This window comes from Calditrichota bacterium, assembly GCA_013112635.1.
In the GTDB taxonomy this organism is placed as follows: domain Bacteria; phylum Calditrichota; class Calditrichia; order Calditrichales; family J004; genus JABFGF01.
The window spans coordinates 48465-72850 of record JABFGF010000008.1 but is presented as its reverse complement, the minus strand read 5'-3'; the positions used below and the strand labels follow the sequence as shown (position 1 = coordinate 72850).

The 24386-nt window shown below is 37.1% G+C and carries 18 protein-coding genes; 4 read left to right on the top strand and 14 right to left on the bottom strand.

Features of this window, described 5'->3' with window-relative positions:
- Window positions 1–575: 575 nt before the first annotated feature.
- The 3 genes from HND50_18205 to HND50_18195 are packed head-to-tail and all read left to right on the top strand — an operon-like array spanning window position 576 to window position 6466.
- On the top strand, window positions 576–1796 hold the full coding sequence (locus HND50_18205) for a TolC family protein (protein ID NOG47181.1): 1221 nt from the start codon (window positions 576–578) through the stop codon (window positions 1794–1796).
- 12 nt (window positions 1797–1808) lie between these two features.
- Window positions 1809–3326 carry an efflux RND transporter periplasmic adaptor subunit gene (locus HND50_18200; protein ID NOG47180.1) on the top strand — a complete coding sequence of 506 codons (1518 nt, stop codon included), beginning with the start codon at window positions 1809–1811 and terminating at the stop codon, window positions 3324–3326.
- A 56-nt stretch (window positions 3327–3382) separates the two neighbouring features.
- Complete coding sequence (locus HND50_18195) at window positions 3383–6466, top strand: efflux RND transporter permease subunit (GenBank protein ID NOG47179.1); 3084 nt, start codon at window positions 3383–3385, stop codon at window positions 6464–6466.
- Window positions 6467–6555: 89 nt separating this feature from the next.
- Here HND50_18195 and HND50_18190 read toward each other — a convergent pair whose 3' ends face one another.
- The 9 genes from HND50_18190 to HND50_18150 form a co-directional block, all read right to left on the bottom strand.
- Window positions 6556–7812, bottom strand: coding sequence for a metallophosphoesterase (locus HND50_18190; GenBank protein NOG47178.1), 1257 nt, complete (start codon window positions 7810–7812; stop codon window positions 6556–6558).
- On the bottom strand, window positions 7802–8476 hold the full coding sequence (locus HND50_18185; protein ID NOG47177.1) for an NAD-dependent epimerase/dehydratase family protein: 675 nt from the start codon (window positions 8474–8476) through the stop codon (window positions 7802–7804). The genes HND50_18190 and HND50_18185 overlap by 11 nt, the downstream gene beginning before the upstream one ends.
- A 138-nt stretch (window positions 8477–8614) precedes the next feature.
- The gene (locus HND50_18180) at window positions 8615–9730 is read right to left on the bottom strand and encodes an MBL fold metallo-hydrolase (GenBank protein NOG47176.1); all 1116 of its coding nucleotides are present in this window, start codon (window positions 9728–9730) and stop codon (window positions 8615–8617) included.
- Window positions 9731–9803: 73 nt separating this feature from the next.
- A complete protein-coding gene (locus tag HND50_18175) occupies window positions 9804–11672 on the bottom strand; it encodes a hypothetical protein (protein NOG47175.1) in 1869 nt (622 codons plus the stop codon).
- 287 nt (window positions 11673–11959) lie between these two features.
- Window positions 11960–12214, bottom strand: coding sequence for a DUF2164 domain-containing protein (locus tag HND50_18170; protein NOG47174.1), 255 nt, complete (start codon window positions 12212–12214; stop codon window positions 11960–11962).
- A 70-nt stretch (window positions 12215–12284) separates the two neighbouring features.
- Window positions 12285–12596, bottom strand: a complete 312-nt coding sequence (locus HND50_18165) for a hypothetical protein (GenBank protein ID NOG47173.1) — start codon at window positions 12594–12596, stop codon at window positions 12285–12287.
- Between the two features lie 51 nt (window positions 12597–12647).
- Complete coding sequence (locus HND50_18160; GenBank protein NOG47172.1) at window positions 12648–13091, bottom strand: activator of HSP90 ATPase; 444 nt, start codon at window positions 13089–13091, stop codon at window positions 12648–12650.
- Window positions 13084–13428 (bottom strand): winged helix-turn-helix transcriptional regulator, encoded by a 345-nt coding sequence (locus HND50_18155; GenBank protein NOG47171.1) that lies wholly within the window; start codon window positions 13426–13428, stop codon window positions 13084–13086. The genes HND50_18160 and HND50_18155 overlap by 8 nt, the downstream gene beginning before the upstream one ends.
- Before the next feature lie 139 nt (window positions 13429–13567).
- Window positions 13568–16936 (bottom strand): protein kinase, encoded by a 3369-nt coding sequence (locus tag HND50_18150; protein ID NOG47170.1) that lies wholly within the window; start codon window positions 16934–16936, stop codon window positions 13568–13570.
- A gap of 241 nt (window positions 16937–17177) precedes the next feature.
- Between HND50_18150 and HND50_18145 the strand changes: the two genes are divergently transcribed.
- Window positions 17178–17762 carry a hypothetical protein gene (locus tag HND50_18145; protein ID NOG47169.1) on the top strand — a complete coding sequence of 195 codons (585 nt, stop codon included), beginning with the start codon at window positions 17178–17180 and terminating at the stop codon, window positions 17760–17762.
- Between the two features lie 43 nt (window positions 17763–17805).
- On the opposite strand, the gene HND50_18140 is transcribed toward HND50_18145, so the two are convergent.
- The 5 genes from HND50_18140 to HND50_18120 form a co-directional block, all read right to left on the bottom strand.
- Complete coding sequence (locus HND50_18140) at window positions 17806–18720, bottom strand: hypothetical protein (protein NOG47168.1); 915 nt, start codon at window positions 18718–18720, stop codon at window positions 17806–17808.
- Window positions 18721–18739: 19 nt separating this feature from the next.
- Window positions 18740–19294, bottom strand: a complete 555-nt coding sequence (locus tag HND50_18135; GenBank protein NOG47167.1) for a polysaccharide deacetylase family protein — start codon at window positions 19292–19294, stop codon at window positions 18740–18742.
- A complete protein-coding gene (locus tag HND50_18130) occupies window positions 19275–19979 on the bottom strand; it encodes a glycosyltransferase (protein ID NOG47166.1) in 705 nt (234 codons plus the stop codon). The genes HND50_18135 and HND50_18130 overlap by 20 nt, the downstream gene beginning before the upstream one ends.
- Window positions 19980–20030: 51 nt before the next feature.
- Window positions 20031–20936: an ROK family protein gene (locus HND50_18125; protein NOG47165.1), complete on the bottom strand. Its 906-nt coding sequence runs from the start codon at window positions 20934–20936 to the stop codon at window positions 20031–20033.
- Between the two features lie 117 nt (window positions 20937–21053).
- On the bottom strand, window positions 21054–24323 hold the full coding sequence (locus HND50_18120; GenBank protein NOG47164.1) for a protein kinase: 3270 nt from the start codon (window positions 24321–24323) through the stop codon (window positions 21054–21056).
- Between the last annotated feature and the right edge of the window lie 63 nt (window positions 24324–24386).

Genomic DNA, 24386 nt, shown 5'->3' with positions numbered 1-24386 from the left:
TAGATAGTAATAGATATAAAAAAAATTGGAATACATAAATTGTTTTGCTACGTTTCACGATCTTTATTATAGTTTTTGAATATGCATATAATCATAAAAATAATCTCTCTCCTAATCTATGTTTTTTTCACTCAGGTTTATCCTGTCGTACACTGGCACGCCCAGGAACATCAGAATGATGTTGAATTACAAATTAGCATACACCCCCCAGATGTAATTGTAGATAATCATGACCATGGTGAGCATCATGGTCATAACGATGAGCATGAGCATGAAGACACGCACTTTGACGGAGACAGTGATTATACAATTCATGCAAAAACAACGAATTCTATAATTACTGCAAAAACCTTTAAGAGTTATGTAGCTTCAGAGATTGAACCCCAGGTTTTGAGCAGAATACCGAGGTATATACCTTTAAAAATCCCGAGTCAATATCTACCTTTATCATTTCCCAATCGCGCCCCCCCAGTTTTTGTCTAAATAACTCGTCAACCGATGCTGTTTAATTTTTTTTAAATAGTCTTCGGAAAATTATATCCAATTATATACAACATAATACAAGGAGGATAGAAGTGTCCATCCGAAGCTTTTTAATATTTTTATTAATAGCTGGCAACTTGTTTGCACAAGGAAAGCAAATTTCATTGGCTATTACAGATTTGCCAGAATTGCTTGTAAAAACAAGTCCACAGCAAAGCTTGATTAATGCTCGACAAGCTATAATCAAAGCTCAAGGCGATGAAGCTCTACAATGGTCAAATCCTGAGTTCAGCTATGATCAAGAATACGTTGAAAACAATGGAAACAAAGAAACAGAAAAATTGGCTTATGTAAGCAAAACATTTAGCCTGCCATGGAATTACTGGCAACGACGCAGCATATGGCGAGCTAATCTTGAAGCCGCAAAGTTAAACATGGAACAAGACTCGAAACAGTTGCTGGCATCTGTCCGCACGGGATATATAAAAGTAGGATTGTTAAAGAAGTTATCTGAACAACAAATAAATCTAAAAGAAGTTTTTAAAAACCTTAAACAGGCTGCCCACTCACAAAGCGAGGAAGGTGCAATTTCAAAAATGGAAGCTCGGCTGCTGGCCATGAGTATCTTTGGATTGGAAGGTGATTTATTACTTACACAAAAGGAAAATAGCCTCGCATTAAGTTCTTTGAAACAGATATTGGGTTTTGATTCTTCAGACGATATTATTCTAAGCACATCAATCCCATTTTTAAAAATTGATACAGATATTTTTGAAGAGACTGAATTAACAAAAAACCATCCCGGATTAAAAGCTGCTCAGCTAAGGCTATCCGCATTGGAACAAAGAATTACACTTGAAAAAAGCCGAATCTTACCTTCAATAACGTTGCATGGCGGATATAAAAAAATAGATCCGGGCTGGAAGGGTTATACTTTTGGCCTGTCTATACCGTTGCCGCTTTTAAATTGGAATGGCCCGCAAATTGAAAAACAAAAAATAGTTCATCATATGCAGATGACAGAAAACGCTCTTTACAGTCAAAAAATACGATCACAAATTGTTAACCTGGTTGAGACAGTTAAGAGGCAAGCGGAATTATTGCAGGAATATGGGAATGAACAGTCTAACAACACTCTTGTTGAGGACATATTAGCTGCTTATAAAGAAGGAACAATGTCTCTGGCCGAATTCCTTAATGCAATACAAATTTATCGCGAAGGCAGCAAACAATATACAGAACAGCTGACCGAATACTATCAGGCAGTATTTGAATTAGAAGCCTTGTATGGCCAACAACTTGTAACATTTTAACAGAGGAAAACAATGAAAAAATTAATTGTAATTTTGCTAACAGGTTGGTTGCTGCTAATCGGCTGTCAACCGCATGATCATGAGCACGAACAATCTGCTACTGAAACGGAAGTTCCTGCTATTGCTATAACTCAATGGACAGAAAAGATGGAAATCTTTATGGAGTATGAAACGGCTTTTGTGGGTAATGAGATTAAATTCATTATCCATTTAACTACTATGGCTGATTTTCAACCGGTTCGTGAAGGTAAAGTCTTTCTTAATTTTAAAAGTTCCAGTGGATCAAATATCTCCATTGAAAAAGATGAACTTTTACGCGAAGGTATTTTTACACCTGTTAAGATATTTGAAACAGCGGGTGATTATCAGTTCAGCATCCGTTACCAGGGTGATAAGGCAAGTGAGTCTTTTTCAATAGGAAATTTTAGTGTATATCAAACATTGGCTGATATTCCTGCAAGTGAAGAAGAAGATGCCGGGGAAGAGATCAGTTATCTGAAAGAGCAACAGTGGAAAACATCTTTTGCAACAGAAGTCGCTCAGGTGCGCCCAATTAAATCTTCTGTTGGGGTTGTGGGAGAAGTTAGGGTACGACCAGCTTCATACGCGGAAATTGTATCTCCGGTAGAAGGGATAATAAGCATTGCTGAAGCAAAAAGGCTGGTTAAGCCAGGACAAAAAATAAGTATTGGCCAAACTATGGCCGTTATTGTTCCACCATTAGTAGCCCAGAATAGCTGGGCAAAAATATATCTCGATTATGAACAATCCAAAGCAGAGTATGAAAGAGCGCAGCGTTTAAAAGATAGAGCGGCAATCTCTGACCGGGACTTTGAGCAGGCAAAACGAAATTATGAAATAAACAAAGCAGGATTTTCAAATTATTTTGATTCTGATGGTAGTAGTTTACGTTTTGATTCAAAGAATAACCAGTTCTTAATTACAGCGCCAATTAGTGGAATTGTTTCAGATGTATCCATTTTGCCTGGCCAGAAAATAGACCGTCATCAAAAACTATTCAGCATTGTTGATTCGGATATGGTGTGGTTAAAGTTAGACGTGTTTGCGGAACATGCCAAAAATCTTACAGATATTTCCGGTGCCTCAATCAATATCCCTGGCAATGATAAAAAGATAAATCTTGATAGTGATGACATAAAGCTGATTAGCCGTGGCGAGATGATTGATCCGCAAAAAAGGACGCTTATTCTCTGGCTGGAAGCAAAAAATTATGACCGAAAATTTTTAATTGGACAAACTTTTAGTGCGCAAATTTATACAAATCCGGAGCAGAACATGCTGACCGTTCCTTTGTCTGCTGTCTATGATGATAATTCGAAAAAAGTAATATTTATTCACTCTTCCGGTGAATCTTTTGAAAAACGTGAATTGGAAACGGGTCCGATACATCAGGATTATATTTCTATTTTAAAAGGTGTTTCTACCGGTGAAAGGGTTGTTAGTCTTGGTGGGTATCAGGTAAAGTTGGCTTCCATTTCGGAAGAAATTGGTCACCCACATGCACACTAAAAAATGAATCTTGATGCCCGGTTTCTCGGGCATGACAAAAGAAAATAGGAAAAATTATGCTTGATAAATTAATGCAAATAAGTCTTAAAAACAGGCTGATAGTAATACTTGCATCCACGGCACTATTAATTACCGGAACAATTATTTCTATTGATTTACCGGTTGATGTGTTTCCGGATTTAACGGCGCCCACTGTGACCATACTTACCGAAGCGCACGGTTTTGCACCCGAAGAAGTGGAAATGCTTGTAACCTTTCCAATTGAAACCGCTGTGAATGGTGCGTCAGGGGTACGTCGGGTACGTTCAAACTCTATTCAAGGCTTATCTACCATCTGGGTTGAGTTCGAATGGGGTACATATATTTTTAAAGCCCGTCAAATAGTGAATGAAAAAATGCAGGCGTTGCAAAATGCTATCCCCGCGGGCGTTGATCAACCCATCTTGGCTCCTGTAACTTCCATAATGGGTGAGATTATGCTGGTAGGATTAACCAGTGACACCCTGGCTGCAATGAATTTGAGAACAATAGCAGACTATACCTTGCGCAGACGCATTATGGCTGTGCCTGGTGTATCCCAAGTTCTTGTTTATGGTGGCGAAACAAAACAATACCAAGTACAGATTGACCCCTGGCATTTGAAAAACAATAATCTAAGCCTAAACCAAGTATTAGTCACTGTTTCGCGTACAAATGTTAATGCTGCTGGTGGGATTTTTGTGCAATCTGGAAAAGAATATTTGATCCGTGGCATAGGTCGCATTGAAAATATTTCCGAATTAGAGAAAACCGTTGTCGCCGTGCGTAAAGGTGTTCCTTTGCTGCTGGGCGATGTAGCGGAAGTGAAAATTTCGGCCGCCACAAAAATTGGCGAAGCATCCATTAATAATGAAAAAGGAATTATGCTGATTGTCAGCAAACAGCCTGATGCTAACACCCTTGAATTGACAGACCGAATCCAAATGGTGCTTAATGAATCGAAAAACACCTTACCCGCTGGAATTGTGATGCACACTGATATTTTTAAACAATCAGATTTTATTGAGCTGGCTATAAATAACGTAGTTGACGCTTTGCGTGACGGTGCTATTTTAGTTATTGTTGTTTTGATGCTATTTCTGGCCAATTTCCGTACGGTAATCATTTCTATTACAGCCATTCCTTTATCTCTGATAATAACAATGATCGTACTAAAAGTATTTGATTTGACGGTCAATACTATGACCCTGGGTGGATTGGCCATTGCTATTGGTGTACTGGTTGATGATGCTATTATATATGTTGAAAACGTTCATCGGCGCTTACGACAAAATGCCTTAAAACCTGTAACTGAACAGCGATCCTTTATTGATGTTGTGCACAATGCTTCATCAGAAATCAGAACGCCTATTGTAATGGCAACTTTCATTATCATTGTTGTCTTTTTGCCTCTGTTTTTCCTAAGCGGTGTTGAAGGACGTATGTTGAGGCCACTTGGTATTGCTTACGTTGTTTCTATTTTTGCCTCACTTTTAGTTGCGGTTACGGTTACACCTGCGCTTAGTTCTTTTCTGCTTAGGAAGATAGGACAATTCAACCAAACCGAGCCATGGCTTGTTAGAAAATTAAAAAAAATATATCAGCCCAGTCTGCTTTGGGCCTTACAACATAGGCGTATAATAATTTCAGTAGCAGCGGTTTTTATAATTTCTGCACTGGTTACACTTCCTTTTATGGGGCGTTCCTTTTTACCGGAATTTAATGAAGGTACCTTTAATATCAGTATGGCTACCGTTCCGGGGACATCTTTGGAAGAGTCTGATAAAATCGGGCAGATGGTTGAAACAATTCTTTTGGCGCATCCTGCAGTTAAATCTACAGCACGAAGAACCGGTAGAACAGAATTGGATGAACATTCCATGGGATCACACGCCCACGAAATGGAAGTTCAGATAGATTTGGAGCAAATCAGTAAAGAGAAATTGTTGATAGAGTTACGAAACAATTTATCTATAGTACCGGGTACGGTGATAACTATCGGTCAGCCTATCAGCCACCGTATTGACCATATGCTTTCAGGTACAAGGGCTAATATTGCTGTAAAAATATTTGGTCCTGATCTCTACAAGTTACGTAGCCTGGCTGATAAAATTGAATCACAAATGAAAAATATTGAAGGCATTGTTGACCTTTCTAAAGATCAGCAAACGGATGTTCCGCAGGTACGGCTAAAAGTAAATCGTGATAACATTGCACTTTTTGGATTAACCGCTGCTGATGTGGATGAAATGATAGATATTTCTTTTCTGGGGTTGCCAGTGTCACAGGTTTATGAAGGGCAAAACCGTCATGACATTGTTATACGATATGCACCGCAATTTCGCGATAACCTAGATGCCGTACGTAATTCATTAATTGATCTGCCAAATGGTGCCCAGATACCTTTGAAAATGGTTACTGATATTCAGATTGATAAAGGTCCAAACTATATAAGTCGTGAAAATGTACAACGCAAAATTGTCGTTCAGGCAAATGTAGCTGACAGGGATTTACAAAGTGTGGTAGATGATATTAAATCACAGGTTGCTGAAAATGTCTCTTTTCCACAGGGCTATTATGTGGAGTATGGCGGTCAATTTGAAAGTGCTACTGAAGCAACCCGCTTAATTATGTTGCTTAGCGTTCTGTCCATTATTGCTATTTTGGTAGCCCTTTACATGGAGTTTGGGAATTTCCGTCAATCTTTACTTGTAATGGTCAACTTGCCATTAGCCTTAATTGGTGGGGTAATTGCCCTATTTTTTAGCGAAGGAATTATTACTATTGCTTCAATGGTTGGCTTTATTACTTTGTTTGGTATAGCGGTGCGTAATGGAATTATTATGGTTTCACATTACAACCACTTAATAGAGGAAGAAGGCAAATCCCTACACGATGCAGTTGTACAAGGTTCATTGGAAAGGTTAAATCCTATTTTAATGACTGCATTAACAACAGGGCTTGCATTGTTGCCCCTGGCCCTGGCCATAGGAGAGCCGGGTAGTGAAATACAGGCGCCGATGTCTATTGTTATTCTTGGTGGCTTATTGACGGCCACATTCTTAAATATGATTGTTATTCCAGTTCTTTTTGAAAAGTGGGGGGTAAGAAATAGATTATAAAGTTGATTATAAGTATATCCTGAAACAATGACTATGGCCGGCGAATTTAATAGCCGGCCTTTTTAGGATGGTAGACGGTTAATAAACTATCATCCTTGTTCAATTTCAAAAACGGTTATTTCCGGTGGCATTCCTACGCGGCCAGGAAATCCGATAAAGCCAATCCCGGTATTGACATAAATCTTTTGATTAGCTTCTTCATAAAGCCCGCCCCAATATTTGTAGCGGAGGTTAACAGGGCTCCATCGCCAGCCGGGAATTTCAATTCCAAATTGTGCACCATGCGTATGCCCGGAAAGTGTTAGATCGATATTTGTTTTCCCGGCAACCTGCGCACTAAAATGGGTTGGATCATGTGACATTAATATTTGAAATGATTCCGAGTTGGAGCCGGAAAGGGTTTTCTCTAAATCACCATATTGCGGAAATGGCGGGAGCCCCCAATTCTCAACTCCTAATAATTCAAAATTGGCTCCATTCAGTTCTATAGTCCTGGACTCATTTAACAAAAGATCAAAGCCAATATCTTGTTGGATTTTAATTAGCCTGTTAAGATTCTTTTTCTTTTCTTCAACGCTTGGCCAACGAACATATTCTCCATAATCATGATTGCCCAAAACAGAAAACTTTCCAATCCGGGCTTTTAGGTTTTTTAAACTTTCGATAAACTCATCCACTTCGGTAGAAACATTATTTACAAAATCCCCGGTAAACAGAAGTATATCCGCATGTTGCTGGTTAATTAGATCAACAGCTTCATCAATCGTTTTTTTCTTGCCCAAAAAGCTACCAATATGAAAATCTGAAATCTGTACTACTTTTAAACCATTCATTTCTTTGGGGAAAGATTTAAATTTTAGCTTGAGTTTTCGAACCGTAAAATCAAACCTGCCATAAACTATGCCATAAAAAAGGGATAAAAATGGAATACCCGCAGTAACAATCCCAACCTGTGTTAAAAATTTTCTGCGGGTAATCGTTCTCTTTTCAGCGTTTGATTTTGTTTGAACCTGTGTCACTAATTTGCGAATTAGAAAATAAATATCGTCAACCAAATTGAATAAAATAAAAATAAGTTTTGGCACATAAAAAAGGATGAAGGGCCCACTTACATAATAGAACCAAGTCATTGTTTTTGCAGGCGAAATGCTTTCACGGAAAAGAAAAATCATGACCAGGCCGCTTATACTGAACACAGGTACAAACCAAAAGGCAATAGTTACAATTTTCTTAACCAATGCTCTATAATCACGTGTTATTTTTCTGATACCCCAAAAAACATAGAAATCAATGGCCAAAATAATTATACTAAAAATTAATAATGAAATTATTGGATTACCTCTCATAAGTATTTGCCACTTTTGTTATATCTCTGTTTTCAAAAATACGTTTTCCATAGCCATTTAAGGTCACATCAATCATGGCCAAGCCTAAATCCTGCAAAGTGCAAACAAATCCTGTGAACACTGTTTTTAAAATTGGATAAAATGGTGCCGTGAATGAATAAATCCTGTAAGCATTTTTTAAGCCTTTAGTTGGCTGAATATAACCCGGGCGGAACATATAAGCATTTTTGAACAACTTCAATAACTCATTTTCAGTTTTACTTTTTACACGGTTCCACATTGTTTTTCCATTTTCATCGCCGGACGTTCCGTCCCCGGAAACATAGGTAAATGTCATTTCTGGATTAAGCTCATGTAACGTTTCCGCGACATGCATTGTTAAATTGTAGGTAATACGAGTGTATTCTGGTTCTTTCATCCCGATTGATGAAACGCCCATACAGAAATAGCAGGCATTATACCCCGACAGCTGATGTTTTATTTCTGTCAGGTTATGAAAATCCTCATGAATAATTTCTGTTACCTTATCATGTTGCACTCCACATGGCCGGCGGTTAATAACCAAAACCGATTCTACCAAAGGATGATTCAGGCACTCGTGTAAAACGCCCTCACCCACCATGCCTGTTACGCCAGTTATTATTGCTCTTATTTTGTTATTCATATTTTTCTCACTAGAGAGCTGCGGATAATATTTAAAATAATCAAAAAAGAAATCTCTTATCTTCGCTCGAGATGAAGCTTATGTTCTTCATGGTGAGCGTAGTCGAACCATTTCTTTATTTTGATGCGATGCTATTTTCTAATGCCATTTTACCCACCAATTATTGTCTTCTATTTTCGTTTCATTAAGGTTAAACTGCTCACCAATTTTGGGTGTAATAACTTCAACACCAAGCTCTTGTGCTTTTTTAGTTACCCGTTCTACCGGATCGGTCCAACTGTGCAAGGCAAGTACAAATGATCCCCAGTGAATTGGCATCATCAATTTTGTGTTTAACTCTAATGCAGCCTGTGCTGTTTGTTCCGGAAGCATGTGTATATTTTCCCAACGCTTATCATACTGCCCACATTCCATCATGGCGAAATCGAAAGGGCCGTGCTTTTCACCGATCTCTTTAAAATGTGGTCCATAACCGCTGTCACCACTAAAATAAATCGAATATGTTTTTGATTTGATAATCCATGAAGCCCACATAGTTGTCGAACGATCAAGTAGACCACGACCTGAAAAATGCCTTGCAGGAGCACAGATAAAATGAAGATCATCAACAAAAACTTCATCCCACCAATTAAGTTCGCTTATTTTGGATTCTTCAACTCCCCAGGCCAAAAGATGGGCTCCAACTCCTAAAGGCGTATAAAAATGATCAACTTTATTTTTTAATTTGATGATGGAATCATAATCCAAATGATCATAATGATCATGTGAAAAAACTACAGCGTCGATTTTAGGAAGTTTTTCTATTTCAATTGGTAAACCATCACTAAAGCGGCTTGGTCCAAGCCATGAATGAGGAGCTGCTGCTTCCCCAAACATCGGATCCAGCAAAATATTTTTACCATTAATTTCCAGCAAAAAAGCTGAATGGCCAAACCAGGTTACTCGCGGGATTGAATCCTTTTTTGAAACAATCGTCATTGAATCCAAAGGCAAAACCGGTACTGGATTTTTAGGTGATTGATTGGGAATCCCGTTTATATAATCTTTTAAGATAGACATACCTTTACTGAAATTCATATCCATTGTCGTTTTAATCTGGTTTACAAAAATACCATCTTTATAATGACCAGACTGCTCAAATAACTCTTTACGTTCTGCCGATTGCGATCCACCAAGTGTAGGATAAAAATTTAGGAAAAGCGTCACACTCAATATCAGGAAAACAACTATTCCTATGATAAACAAACTAACCATTTTAAGAATCCTTTTAATAACCACAATATAAATACTCCTTTAAGATGATATCAATCTCCTATCCTATAACGTCTCAATTGATATCATAAATTTCATGAGATAAAACAAGTTTATCTGCCCCTGCTAATTTCGGAAGCATTATTTCTTTTTTCTTCTGAAAATACTGCATCCTGCGCAATATTTTATCCAGCATTTTAATTGCTTTGGTAATGTAATATCCTTTATTAAGCATTACGCATTCGGCCCTTTGCGCTAAAGCAGAATCGGTAATTTCTGATCTTGTAGGAACGCCTTTTTTAGCCAGGTTTTCCAAAACCTGAGTTGCCCAAATATCGGGAATATGTGCTGCTTCACAAATGCGCATTATTTCTTCCTGGATACTGGCAAAATTCTTCCAACCTGTTTCGATGGCTAAATCACCTCGCGCAATCATTACACCAATCGGATAATTTTTCATTGCCCTCAGTAAAATACGCGGGAGATTTTTGAAGCCTTTTTCGGTTTCAATTTTAAGGATCACGCCAACTGATTTTTGTTTTTCCTCGAAAAGATTATGAAGCTGCTCAACATCATTTTCATCATTTACAAACGAAAAGTTTACAGAATCAGAATGTTCTAACACGAACTCCATATCCGTTATATCTTTTTTTGTCAATCCACTGGTTTTAATATCGCTCTTCGGTAAATTAATTCCTTTATCAGCTTTCAGCTTACTGCCATTATCTTTTGCATAAGTGATTTTAATATCCAGATCTTTTTCATTTATACTTTCAATAATGCCTTCAATTTTTCCATCATCAAAAAATATCGGTTCCCCGATGCAAAGGTCGTTAAATATTTCCGGCAAAGTACAGCTAACATGGGCCTTTTGAATAATATTGCCGGCATCATCATATTTGGCATCTTCGCCGGCATCCGGCTCACTTGTAAGGATCAGATGATCGTTGGTTTTAAGTGAAATAAATTTTTCCAAAGGTAATAGTTCTCCAACCCTTATCTTTTCTTTGTCGCCCTTATTCTTAACTAATGCCAGTTCTGCACCTGACTGGACATAAGCAGAATCAGAACAAGAACCCCATTTGCCTTTTCCCTGTTTTTTTTCAATTGTTATTTTACATTTTTTATCTCTGGAATCGACAAACGAAATTGTATTCCCACGCTTTATTTTTTTAAAAAAGATTTCATCTACAGGCAAAATGGCATCTGCAGAATCATCAGGAGGCAGCACATCTGGTGGCGCTATCCATATTTTTGATGGGGTAATTGCCTTTCCAAGCTCATCACGTTCAGGTTTTAAGTGAACAACCTCTGCACCGGGAGTCATTTGACCCGTTCGTAATTTTGGACCACCCAAATCCATCATTATTTTGCAGCTTTTGTTTAGGCTTTCGCTTGCCTCCCTCACATTGTCTATCATTTTTTTCCAGGCTTCCGTGTCATCATGGGCGCAGTTTATCCGCGCACAATTCATTCCTGATTTCAATAACCTGTGTACAAAGCCGTAATCTTCCGCAGCCGTATTTGGCAATGTAACCATTATCCTTGTGCGCCTTTTTCTAGATTTATTTCCTAACAATTGTTTTGTGTTTTTATTAATAATCTTTCTGGATTTTTTTATGGTGACATAGCCCTTTTTAGTTGTACCTGTTTCTTTATCATTTAGTTTTTCTATTATCTTTTTAATCGATAAAAGGCTTTTCATAACATGGGGTTCTATATTTGATAAACTTGGCAGGCTCAATTCGCGAAGTTCTGCCTGCAATGAAGCAATATCAAAACTCCGAAATGCCAGATAATGAACCAAATTTATGGCGCTTGCTTTATAGTCTGGATGAACATTGGTAATATCATCTTGGTAAAGCTGCTCAAATTCCAGTGACTTCTTAATTATTTCTTCAAATTTATATTCCAACCAGTCGAGTTTTTGTGTAAGATTCTTCATGAGTTTAAAAGCCTCTTTTTTATTCCACATTATTGTAGTAAATCAATTTAAAACTGGTGTAATATACACATTTAAAGTGTTTTGAGTATCCGTTTTATTTCAACAATATTTTCCGATATTACTTATTTTGCAGCCTTTATTATTGCTGCTTAATATTTAAAAATATATTACTCTTCCATAATTATATTGTGTTTAAATATTGCCCGGACTTTAAACTTGAAAATTTAAGGTTATTAATTAACGATAACGTCAATTATAGCAGCGATACGAGGAGTGCGGAAATATATCTAGCGGATAAAATCAGTAGGTTTTTCCAACTCATAGATGGCGTCATTTATGTTTTCCAGCTTGTCTTTTAAAATTGATTGGGCATCGTATAATCCACGATTATAAAAAAAGGAACCAAGTTCTTTAGCAAAAAAGTCGAGAAGAAATTCAGCATCAAAACGGCCAATTTCCTGATCCAACTCATCTGTAAAATAAGTTTGCACCTTTTTAATAATTACTTCTTTTTCCTGATCTGAAAATTCAATTTTAGACATTTTAATTTCTCTTTCATTTATAACTAATTTCCAAAAATCAGTGCCGGAGGTTACCCGGCACCATGATAATCTACATCTCCATCATCTGAGAAACACGTATTGTTCCGCCATTTTCTAAAAACGGATCAGTCTTGGCAATTTCAACAGCCGCATCTAAACTATCTGCTTTCACAACAGCAAAACCTTTCATCGCATTGGGATCATTATCATCCGAAACACTGCTTGATGTAACAATTTTTGAAGCTGGTAATGGTGTTCCGGGATTAACTATTACCGCTCCAAGACTCCCAATCCAGGCTTTCCATTTTTCCATTTGAGCCATGCCCTCTTCTTTTGAGGCAGGCTGTTTTCCTCCGTAATATGCAATCATAAAATTAGACATATTATATCCTCCAATATAGTTTTTGTTTTAGTCAAAGCGGTTAATTTCATTTTAAGGTAGTTGGCTGAGATAGTTTTCTAACCCATCAAAATTTGCTCCCCAACCGTTCATTACACCCATTTTCTCCTGCTTGGAACAATACTCTTCCGTTGGATGTGTGACACTAAATGTGAGTTTAGTTTTATCATCCAAATCCTCAAAAAGCGCTGTTATTATTACCCCGTGTGTAACCGGTTCAAAATCTGCAGAGGAAACAATTTTTTCTAACTCAATTATTTCTGTAAAAACACCATGTGCAGGAAATTCAGATCCATTTGGTGCGGTCATAATATATTTCCAGTTACCCCCTTCTTTGAAATCCAAATCCACTACCCTGGTTTTCATACCCATTGGACCCCACCATTTGGCAATATGTTCTGATTGGGTCCATGCTTCCCAAACAAGTTTTCTGGGGGCACTGAAATTACGCACAAGTGTGAGAATTCTTTTATTCATTACGCTGTTTTCCATCATCATTGCCTTTGTTTTGTATTTGTGTCAGGTATTCTTCAAAAGAGTCCAATCTCGCTTCCCATAGGTGCCTGAAGTTTTCAATCCAATCCGAGACTTGTGCTAATTGTTCCGTCCGGGCTTTGCAAAATCGTTCTCTTCCAAGTTGATTTATTTCTATTAATCCGCATTCTACAAGAATTTTTATATGCTTGGAAATGGCCGGACGGCTGATGCTAAATTGTTGCGCCACAGTATTAAGGTTTAATGGCTTATCAGCTACCAGATTAATTATTTCCCTGCGTGTTGGATCTGCTATTGCCTGGAATACATCTCTTCTCATATTAAAACCAATATGTTACCAATCGGTTACAAATATAAGTGTAACAAATCGGTTACGCAAATTTTTTCTTGATTTAGTTTACCGGTAGGCTTGTCTTGTAAAAATATTTAAAATATTAGATGGGATAGTTTGTCGAGTATCAAGAATCGATTTCCGTAAAAACAGCATCCAATTCATGACCGATTTCCACAACACTTTCAGGCCGTTCATTGATATCCTTGATCATACATTTAGAAACAATTCTATCCCAGAATGGATGTATATCCGCACGTAATTTAGATGGCACTTGTGGCGTTACATTAAAAATTGAATGGATAAGAGCCATTTCATTTTCTCCCGTAAATGGCAGCTTAGATGTAAGCAGCTCGTAAATAATCACTCCGAGGGAAAAAATATCAGATCGTTGGTCAACCTTGCCGCCGGTAATTTGTTCTGGTGCGGTATAACCCAAGGTTCCAACAGCTGTCCCCAATGTTGTCATTGACGTAATCAAAGGTGATTTAGAAAGCCCAAAATCCATAATACGCATATTTTTTGAACCATCAAGCATAATGTTAAAACTGGTTAAATCACGATGTACAATATTTGAATCATGAATTGCCTGAAGCCCATCAATAACCTGTTTAACAATTCGAACAATCTCCTGCTCAGCAATTGGCTTGTGCTCATTTATAAAATTTTTTAAAGTGCCATTTTCCAAATATTCCATCACGATAAAATCTTTATTTTCGGTCTTACCCATCTCCTGGACTTTTACAATATTTGGATGACTAAGTTGTGTCATTATCTGGCCTTCAGCCAGCAATCGTCCACGATTATTATCATCTTCAGAAATAAGCTTATTTATAATTTTAACAGCCATAATTTTTTTTGAATGGACATCAAAGGCTTTATAAACCATGCCCATTCCGCCCATACCAATAGGCTGCTGCAAACGAAAATGTGAAACATAGTTAACTTCCAGGTGGCTCAACCGCTGACGAATAAAATAAAAGAGAAGAACCTGTAAAATGAAAATGCCCATTACCGGAGTAAGAAATGAGACAAAAAAACTTTCGCGAACTGAAACATGCATCAAAACCAGATAAGCAAAAACAAATAGAAAAAGTGAATATGCATGATTCAAGTATTTTACTGCTTTTGTATTGCGAATTAACAGGAAGAACAGAACCGACATAATTACCAGCATCAAAAGTTTTAATAATTCATTCTTAACTGATGTAAGCTGTAAGCTCCGTTTGAATGAATAATAAAAATCCCAGAAAGCATTGAAAAAAAATGGAAATTCATTTATTTGCAGCGGACCTGATTTTACATTATTAAACAATCGTCTTATGCCTGATGGAAAAATAACTTCTAGATTATACTCGTTCGTTTTATCCAAATAGAAGTTTAGAGGGTTTGAATCATAAACCTGCTTATAATTTTGCAGTGTGCTTTTTTCATTATTAACACGCCATAGTTTTAACTGAGTCCCAATTGCAAAAGAGTTTGACCGAACACCTTTTAAAGTAACCTGCAAACTATTTGTGGGGTTGAATGTATTTTTATAAACCGAAAGTTTTTCCGTTCCCCGTAATAACAAGTCAGGATCACTATCCAAATCAATATCAACTGCATATGGATTTCCAATTGGTAAATAGCCGATTGCCGGCGGGCTTTCTACAAGATGGTTCCCATTATTAAGATAAAGCCGATCATAAAAATAAAAATCTTCTAATCCATCACAGTCAAAATCGGCAAATGCAGCGGCTTTAATATCAACAAAGTTATTGTTAAAAGTGTAAGATAAAGAGTAATTCAATGTACTATCACTCAGAAATATCCCTGTTTTTCCATGTCGCTCAACTATAGAAATATCCAAAATTCCATCATTATTTAAATCTGCAGCGTCCACACCGGAAACATAAGGAGCACGTGATAAGTCCAATGCATCCAGTCCGGAAATGGCAGCGACTTCTTCAAAAACCAAATTATCCCGGTTAATATAAAGTTGAAAACGCTCAGCAAGGTTTACTTTGTAAATATCAATCAAACCATCGTTATTAAAATCCCTTAAAAAAATCCAACCTGTTGCAGATGATTTCGAATCACTTTTGCCAAAGCGAACTGCTTCTTTAAAATTTGCAACACCATCATTTATGTAAATCACCATTACACTGTCATGACCCATTTGGTATGATTTTAGATGCAAAAGATCAAGACTGCCCGAATTATCAAAATCGGCAAAAAAGACTTTACTTCGTACAGATTTTTGAGAGGATGAAATAGGAGATTTCCGTTCTTCAAATTGCCAGTTTCCTTTGTTTTGAAACCAAATATCACTTTGAGGACTTCGTGAAAGATAAATATCCGGAAGGCCGTTATTATCTAAATCAGCCACCTGAATTGATTTTGTATTAAAAGTTAAATCCTGGTCTAACTTCTCAGTTACTTCAGAAAAAAATCCATCGCCTGTGTTTGAATATAAACGAAGCGGCTCATCCATAAAGCCTGATACAAGTAAATCCAAAGTTGCATTTTGATCAAAATCCGCAACAATTGGGGTTCCTTTAGTTTTATGAATATTTGCGAATTCTGTTATATCGCGAAATGTTGGCAGGTTTCCATAATTGCTTAAATAGATGCCCTGAGTTCCGGCAATAAAAATCTTTTGGCCAAATTCATTACCCGTCCATTTAAGCCCAATTTGCGTTGAATGAATTGTACTGGCAATTTTATCATATAAAGCCCAATCAATTCCATCATAGTAAAGTACTTCCCCATCATGGCTCATTGCCCAGCCTTCAGAACCGGAAATCATTTCGACATCGCGTAAATAAGAAGATTTTGGTTTGTCGACGGTTGACCAGCTTAAGCCATCAAAATGCCATATTTCCTTAGAGCCCACTGCCCAGCCATTTGCATCTGAAATGAAATCTATATCCAGAATATAATTGGTCGAATCAACATTTTTTGTTTGCGATTTTAGCCAGCTTTGTCCATTAAAATGATAAATAGCTCCTGCTGATCCACCAATCCAGACACTGTTTTTATTTTGAATATGCAAGGCCCGGAAAGTATTTTTGGCAAACGGTTCAACTATTTCCCAAGATTGGTTTTTATACACATAAATAAGACCTCCCTGGCCTGCAACATAACCAATAATTTCATTTTGGTCTTCAACAATATCCAGCCGGAATATAGCAAGATCATCCGTTGGATCATCATCATATTGCGGGAAGGCTTGTCTTTGCCACTTTTCCCCATTGTAGAAAAACATGCGTTTTTCCCAGTTTTCAGGTTCAATGGCAACTGCCCAAACATTGCTGTCGTTAAGTGCAACAACATTGAGCATCTCCAAATTTTTTTTTGCAAAAACAGATTTGTCTAAGTGTTTTTTTGTAGAATCCCCATCAAAATGAAAAACACCCAGATTGGTACCATACCAAATTGATTTTTCACTAAGAGGAGAAATGCTAAAAGCAAATTCACTATTTTCAAAGGGGATGTGCGGCGAAAAATACAAAGAATCACCCTGAATGGATGCAAATAGCGGGGATAATATTGTTATAAAAAAAAGGAAGAATATATGCCTCATAGATGATATAATCTAAAAGAATAATAATTATTTTCAAATATTTAAGGGCTAAAACAATGGCTTTCTACTTAAATAATACTATAAACTCTTAATTAATTTGTGATAATAATAAAAATCGCTTTATTTACACTTTGTTAAAAATAGAAGTATTCTTAAAAAAAGTGAGATTATGTCTTTAACAATTCGTCTTTTTTCTGATGTAATTTGCCCGTTCTGTTATATCGCCGAGCAGACAGTAATGAAGCAACTTGCTATAAAAAAATCTGTCTCTTTCCTATGGCTTGGTATGGAGCTGCATCCTGAAACATCTATCGGCGGGGTATTGATTAATGATGCGCGCTATTCAGATTTTCGGCATTACGTTCAAAAGTTTGCAGCAGATTTTGGGATGGATCGCCTAAAGATCCCTGACTTTGTTTATAATACTCATAAGCTCCTTCTTGTAGCGGAATATGCCCGCGAACAAGATAAACTTGAAGAATTTCGTAACCTCGCATATAAAGCTTACTGGCAGGAAAATGTCAACATAGAAGATGACTTAATCTTAAGCCAAATTGTTACAGCATGTGGAATGGATGGAAGTTCTGCAACCTCAGCGTTTGAGAATTTAAATTATAAACTAAGATTAGAGAAGCGGCGCTATAACGCTTTGCAATTAGGAATAAAAACTTTACCGGGTTTTATGTGGGGAAAAAAGGCCATCATTGGGTGCCACCCATATAGCGCATTTGAAAAAACCTTTCAGAAAGAATAATTTATATGTTCACAAATTCAGGCAAATGTCAATTCTTTATCACTTAGCTTTTCTCCATATCAAACCAGTATGCTAAATATTGCCATCTGCCCCATTTCTTATAAATATTCCGGGCTTTCTTTTCAGAATACTTCTTGCCATTAAAATATTTTCCAGATACAAAATCCTTAAAAACACTGTCAATAGGTAACTCATCATATCTGCCAAGCAGCATTAACATGGTAGCAGAAGCATAATTGCCGATTCCTTTAATGGCCAGTAATTTCTTTTTTAGCTCGATTGTAGAAAGTTGCTGATCAAGAAAATCTTCAGGATTAATTGTTCCGGCAGAAACGTTTTTTGCTAATTGATAAATATAATCTGCACGGTAACCAAGGTTTACTTTTTGTGTAAATTCCTCAAAGGAATCAGACACGATATCTTCAGCTTTAGGAAATGATTTTAATGTTGGGTTTTCAGCAAACGATTGCCCATATTTATCAACAAGTTCCTGCGCCATGCGTTTTGTACCACCCCATTGAATATTAGTTGTACATATTGTTTTTACTAAATCCTCAAAAACTGTTGGCGAACGAAGCAAACGCCCTTTGCCTTTCTTGATGTCATTCCAAGTTCCATTTTGCTGGGTGCATAATTGATAGAATTCTTCAAAATCTTCGTCAAGCCGTAGAATATGGGTTACAAGCTTGGCCACTTCCTGCTTGTTGCCTTCATTTATTATAGAAGTTGAATGAATTTCAATTGAGAGTGTAGGATTTTCAGTTGAGCCAGTTGCAGAAATATTTAGCCGCACAAGCTTTCCATCATTAAGCTGTTCAACTCTTGAAAGAATCGCATTTTCAGCATTCCAAATAAATGGCGCAAGAGAAAGCCATCCATGGGTTGTAACAGTGGCCTCAAAATCAAAATGTAACTTTGGACATATAGTTATTGAGAAAGTGGACTTTATTTCATTCATACTTTTTTTTTACAAGTTTTTATTTACAGGTATGGATTTTAATCAACCTTTCCACCGATAACAAGGTGTGCTCTCTACTGAAAACTGGGCTGAATTTTATCCCATCATGAAATAAATAAATAGTTTTTGTTTTAAGTTTTTTTTTGTCCCTTATTGGAAATGGTAAAAAATAATCTCTTGAGTCAACATCCCAAAAAACTGATTCGTAATTAAATCTACTTTCAATAAGTTCAAGATGACTTTTTCGAATAATCCCCCATGGAGGTCGAAAGCAACTAATTTTGTATGAAAAGCAGTCGAGAAAAAACTGGTGCGTTTTGTTTATTTCTTCAAATATGCTTTTTTTGCTTAGTGCAAGCAAAGGTTTATGAGACCATGTATGGTTACCAATTCTATGCCCTTCCGCTATTACATCTTTTACGATACCACCGTTTTTCGCTGCATTTGAGCCAATCATAAAAAATATAGCTTTTATATTATGGGCAGATAAGATGTTTAATAATTTGGGAGTCCATTGTGGATGTGGCCCATCATCAAATGTTAATATTATTGGTTCATTGTTTCCAGTAGCCATATTTATCATCCACGATTTTTCTTTTAAAAACCCATTTAAAATAACATTTAAATAGAGCCAAAACACTTGACCACTTATTTGTTTTTGTAAACCTACGAGTTGATGTTTTTACCGCAACTGGCAGTACGCGGAAATTTCCGTTTTTCTTAATCTTTTTTATATAATCATACTCTTCCAACACAACAATATTTTCATCAAAACCATCCACATTTATATGGCAAGATCTTTTAGTCAAAATGCAGCAACCTGATGTTAGGAAAAATGGGCCTTGTAAAACGGAGGCTAAATAAGCTAAGTAATTGTATGTCCCAAAAACAACATTAAACCAATTGGACAAAGGTTGAGGTGTAAAGAAAAAAGAGGCTACGTCAAGTGATTTTGCTTCAAACAAAGTTAGCGATGATTGTAAAAAATTTTCAGGGATTATTGTGTCAGCATCGAGGAACAATATGTATTCACCACTTGCCTCTTCTGCTCCCCGGTTTCTTCCAACGGCAGGTAGCCCTCCATTTACCAGGATGACATCTTTTTTCCTACAAATCTCCCGAGTAGTATCTGTTGAATTATTATCTGCCACAATAATTTCTTTAACTAATCCGAGGGTTTGTCTTGATACTGCGTCCAAACATCTTTCAATAAATTCTTCCTCGTTCAAACTTGGAATTACAACAGAAACATTGTTCATTTAGTTGGTTCTCTCATATCGAATTAGTATCCAGAATCAAAAAGAGATTGTTCAATCCGCAAGCATTGCTGCACCAAAAACACCCGCGCTATCGCCAAGTTTGGGCTTTACAATTAGTGTATCGAGGCAGTCATTAAACAGATATTTTTTTATATGATCCCTTCCTTCGTCATAAAGCGAATCGATATTTCCAACACCGCCGCCAATTATAATTACATCCGGGTCCAAAATATTAATAACTGCTGCCACGCCTTTGCCAAACATCTCGTTTAAGCGATTTATGGTTTGTGTAGCTTTATCATCTTTTTTAATCAATTTCACAATTTCTGGAAGATATTTTTTCTTTCCTGAAAGATCATAATAAAATTTTTCCAACGCCGGACCTGATATAATATTTTCCACACAACCAAATTGTCCACAATAGCAAGGGCCGCTGCTTTCATCCAGAAAATTATGTCCCCACTCGCCCGCTATTCCATGGCGGCCATTAATAATTTTGCCGTTTACAACAATGCCGCCGCTAACGCCTGTTCCGATTATCACTCCAAAAACGACTTGCGCTTCCGGATATATTTGTGGCACAATACCCATTTTTGTTTCTGCAAGGGCAAAACAATTTGCATCATTTGCCATCACAATGGGAAACCCCAGCATTTTTTCAAGATCATTTTTTAAAGGTTGATTGTTTAGACAAACTGTGTTGCTGTTCTTGACCATTTTATTTTGAGAATCCAGCGCGCCGGGCATTCCGATTCCAATTGTTTGGGGAGTACTATTTATTTTTTTTGAAGTCAGCTCAACAAGTTTTGTGATTTGATTTAAAATATGATGATAACCTTTTGCGGCCTCCGTAGGAATGCGTTCTCTGGCCAATACTTTTTTACTGGATTTGTCCAGCACCACCGATTCTATTTTTGTCCCGCCGAGATCAAGTCCCCAAAGTAATTCTGATTTCATAACCTTATTGTATTTAAATTCAAAAACTGCGAAGGCGCGAAGACACTAAGTTTAAACTATTTTACAAATCCTAAAATATGTATTTTATTTTTTGCGTCTTAGCGGTATTCCAAAATTTCAAATCTTCAATAAATCATCCTTAATGTCTTCTGCATTTTCATAGCGAAGTAAAGGATCTTTCTCCAGGCATTTTTTCACGATCTGATCATATCCCGATGAAACATCCTCCCTAAAAGTTGAAGGCGGCTCAGGCTCCGTATTAAAAATGGAATGGATCATGGCCATTTCATTTTCACCGTTAAAAGGATGTTTTAAGGTCAGCATATAATAAATTAAAACACCAAACGAGAATATATCTGTACGATGATCAACATTTACACCGGTAACCTGCTCCGGCGCAACATAACCCAGCGTGCCCATCACAGTTCCGAGATTTGTCATGGTTGTAACAATTGGCGATTTCGACAGACCAAAATCCATAATGCGGATATTTTTGTCAGCATCGAGCATAATATTGGCCGTCTTAATATCACGGTGATATATTTTCTGTGAATGGATTTCGATCAACCCGTTGCAAATCTGCAAAGAAATTCGTTTTATTTCTTCCAACGAAAGGGGCTTATTTGCTTCAAGATATTCTTCAAGAGTACCGCCGGTTAAAAACTCCATGGCAATAAAACCAATATTTCCAGATTCACCAATCTCGTGGGTCTTTACAATATTTTCGTTGCGCAGAGATGTCAATAAATGCCCTTCATGGCGGAACCTTTTTTTGTTGGATTCCTCTTTTAACATTTCCGCTTTAAGAACTTTGAGTGCTACAATTTTATTGGTGTTAACATCCACAGCCCGGAAAACTGTTCCCATGCCCCCTTCACCAACGCGTTCTACTAATTTGTAATGCGATATTTTTCTTTTGCGAATTGCCAGCAAGCTTTTCCAATTTAAAATAATCCAGCGCACTCCAAGCGCCAGTAACACCAATCCTAAAAGGTAAATAATATACGCCCACCAGGTTAGCCATGGCGGAGGTTCAATTGAAATCTCAATCGATGTGCCTTTTTCATTCCAAAAGCCATCACTGTTTGTACCTTTAACCCGAAAAATATAATCTCCCGGATCAAGATTTGTGTAACTGGCATAACGCCTTGTACCACAGTAAATCCAATCTTTGTCGAAACCTTCCATTTTATAGGCATATTGATTTTTTTCAGGCGCACCATAATCCAGGCTTACAAATTCAAATGCGAAAAAATCCTCATTATAAGCAAGATTTATTTGCCGGATCGATTCAATATTTCGCTCCAACTTAACTTCTTTGTCAAATTTTTTGAAACTGGTTATTTTAATCGTAGCCGGTTCCATATTATCAGTCAGGCTGTCAGGATGAAAAATATTAAACCCTCCGATGCCGCCTAAAAACATTTCCCCGCTTTTGCTTTTAAAATAAGCGCCGGCATTAAATTCCTCATTTTGCAGGCCATCGCTAATGCTATAATTTCGGAATGTAGAATCCTTTGGATTATAACGCGTTACACCTTTATTTGTACTAATCCACAAATCACCGTTTGCATCTCCCATAACGGAATAAACCACATTATTTGGCAGACCTTCATTTTCAGTAATATGGGTAAATGTTTCCGTCTTAACATCAAAACGATTTATGCCACCCGCCGTTCCAAGCCATAAAACCTGGTCATCGGTTGTGGGATCGTCATAAATAGACAAGACAATATTATTGGTGATGCTGTTTGGGTTTGCTGCATCTGCAGGATAGCCTTTAAAGACTTCTGTTTTGGGATCTAATCTGTTTAAACCACCACTAAAAGTTCCTAACCAGATAATCCCTTTTTTATCCGCATAGAAGGCACGGATATCGTTGCTGTTAAGACCATTTTTTTGATCCGGTAAAGACAAATAGTTAACAATCCTGCCTGTCGATGTATGATATTCTATTAACCCATCAGCTGCTGTTCCAATCCACATTGCCTGTTCACCAGAAATCGGATCAGGCAATATTGTTCTCACAGATAACTGTTTCATCAAAGGCAAATTTGAGAGTGGTTTGAAAACTTCATTATTTTGGTCAAATAAATTAATTCCACCTCCGGCAGTTCCTACCCATAAAATGCCGGACTTGTCTTTATAAATGGCCCGTACAGAATTATTTGAGATTGAATTTTTATTTGCCGGATCATGTTTATAAACCGTAAATCTCTGATTAGCCCGGTCAAGCCGGTTCAGTCCGGCTTTATCAGTTCCAATCCACAATTCCTGTCCGACTTTGTCCGGTGCCTCATAAAGTGCGTAAATACCGTCATCACTAAGCGAATTAGAATTGAGTGGTTCGTTTTTATAATGGATAAATTTTATTCGTTTGGGATCGTAGACATTCAAACCACTCGCATTTGTTCCAATCCATATTAGCCCAGAGCGGTCCCTATAAATTGATTCGATATAATTACCACTTATATCATCTCCCGGCAGTCCTTTGCTTTCATAGCTGTAAAAACGCTCCTGTTTCAGATCGAGAATATTTACCCCGCCAAACTCAGTTCCTATCCAAAGTCTATTTTTTTCCTTCATCAGATAAATAATATGGTTGTCAGAAATCGAGTTCTTTTTATCAGGGTGGCTCTTATAAAATGAGATAGCGTGGCTTTTTAAGTTAAACTTTACGAGCCCATCATAAAAAGACCCAAACCAAAGGTTTCCGGTATCATCCTCAACAATCTGTTTAGCGCTTATACTATTGTCCAGATTACTCACTTTGAACAACAAATATTCTCCGGATTGTCGATTAAACTTAACAATCCCACCGGCAGTTGCTAAAAAGTACTCACCACTACTCGCCAGGTAAGCTGACCGCACTCCGGACGACAAAGGCTCATCCAGGAAATCTTCAGGATTGTGTGCTTTAAATGTTTCAGTTGTAATATCAAAAAAACCAAATCCGTTATCGCGGGTAGTTATGCACAACTCGTTTTTATTGATAAGGCTAATTGTATTTATATATTGCCCTTTTAGTGCCTGGATATTGTCATAGCTGTAAAAATTACCATTTTCAGGATTATATCTATTCAATCCACGGCCCGTTCCTATCCAGATTTGCCTGTTATAATCCTGGTAGATGGCGCGAATAAAATTATTCCCAAGTGTGTTGGAATCGGCAGGATCGTTTTTAAAAATTTTAAAGTTATATCCATCATAGCGGTTCAGCCCATCTTCTGTCCCAAACCACATAAACCCATCCAGGTCCTGTAATATACACATCACAGAACTTTGCGAAAGCCCATCTTCCACATTCAAATGTTTAAATTGAATTGAAGGTTTTTGGGGAAGTGCAATATTTATAATAAATAGGAGTAGTAAAATTATTTTTATCATTGTGTTTACGTTTGTTTATAACCAAATCTTAACCACTGATGATCACAGATTAATACTGACTAA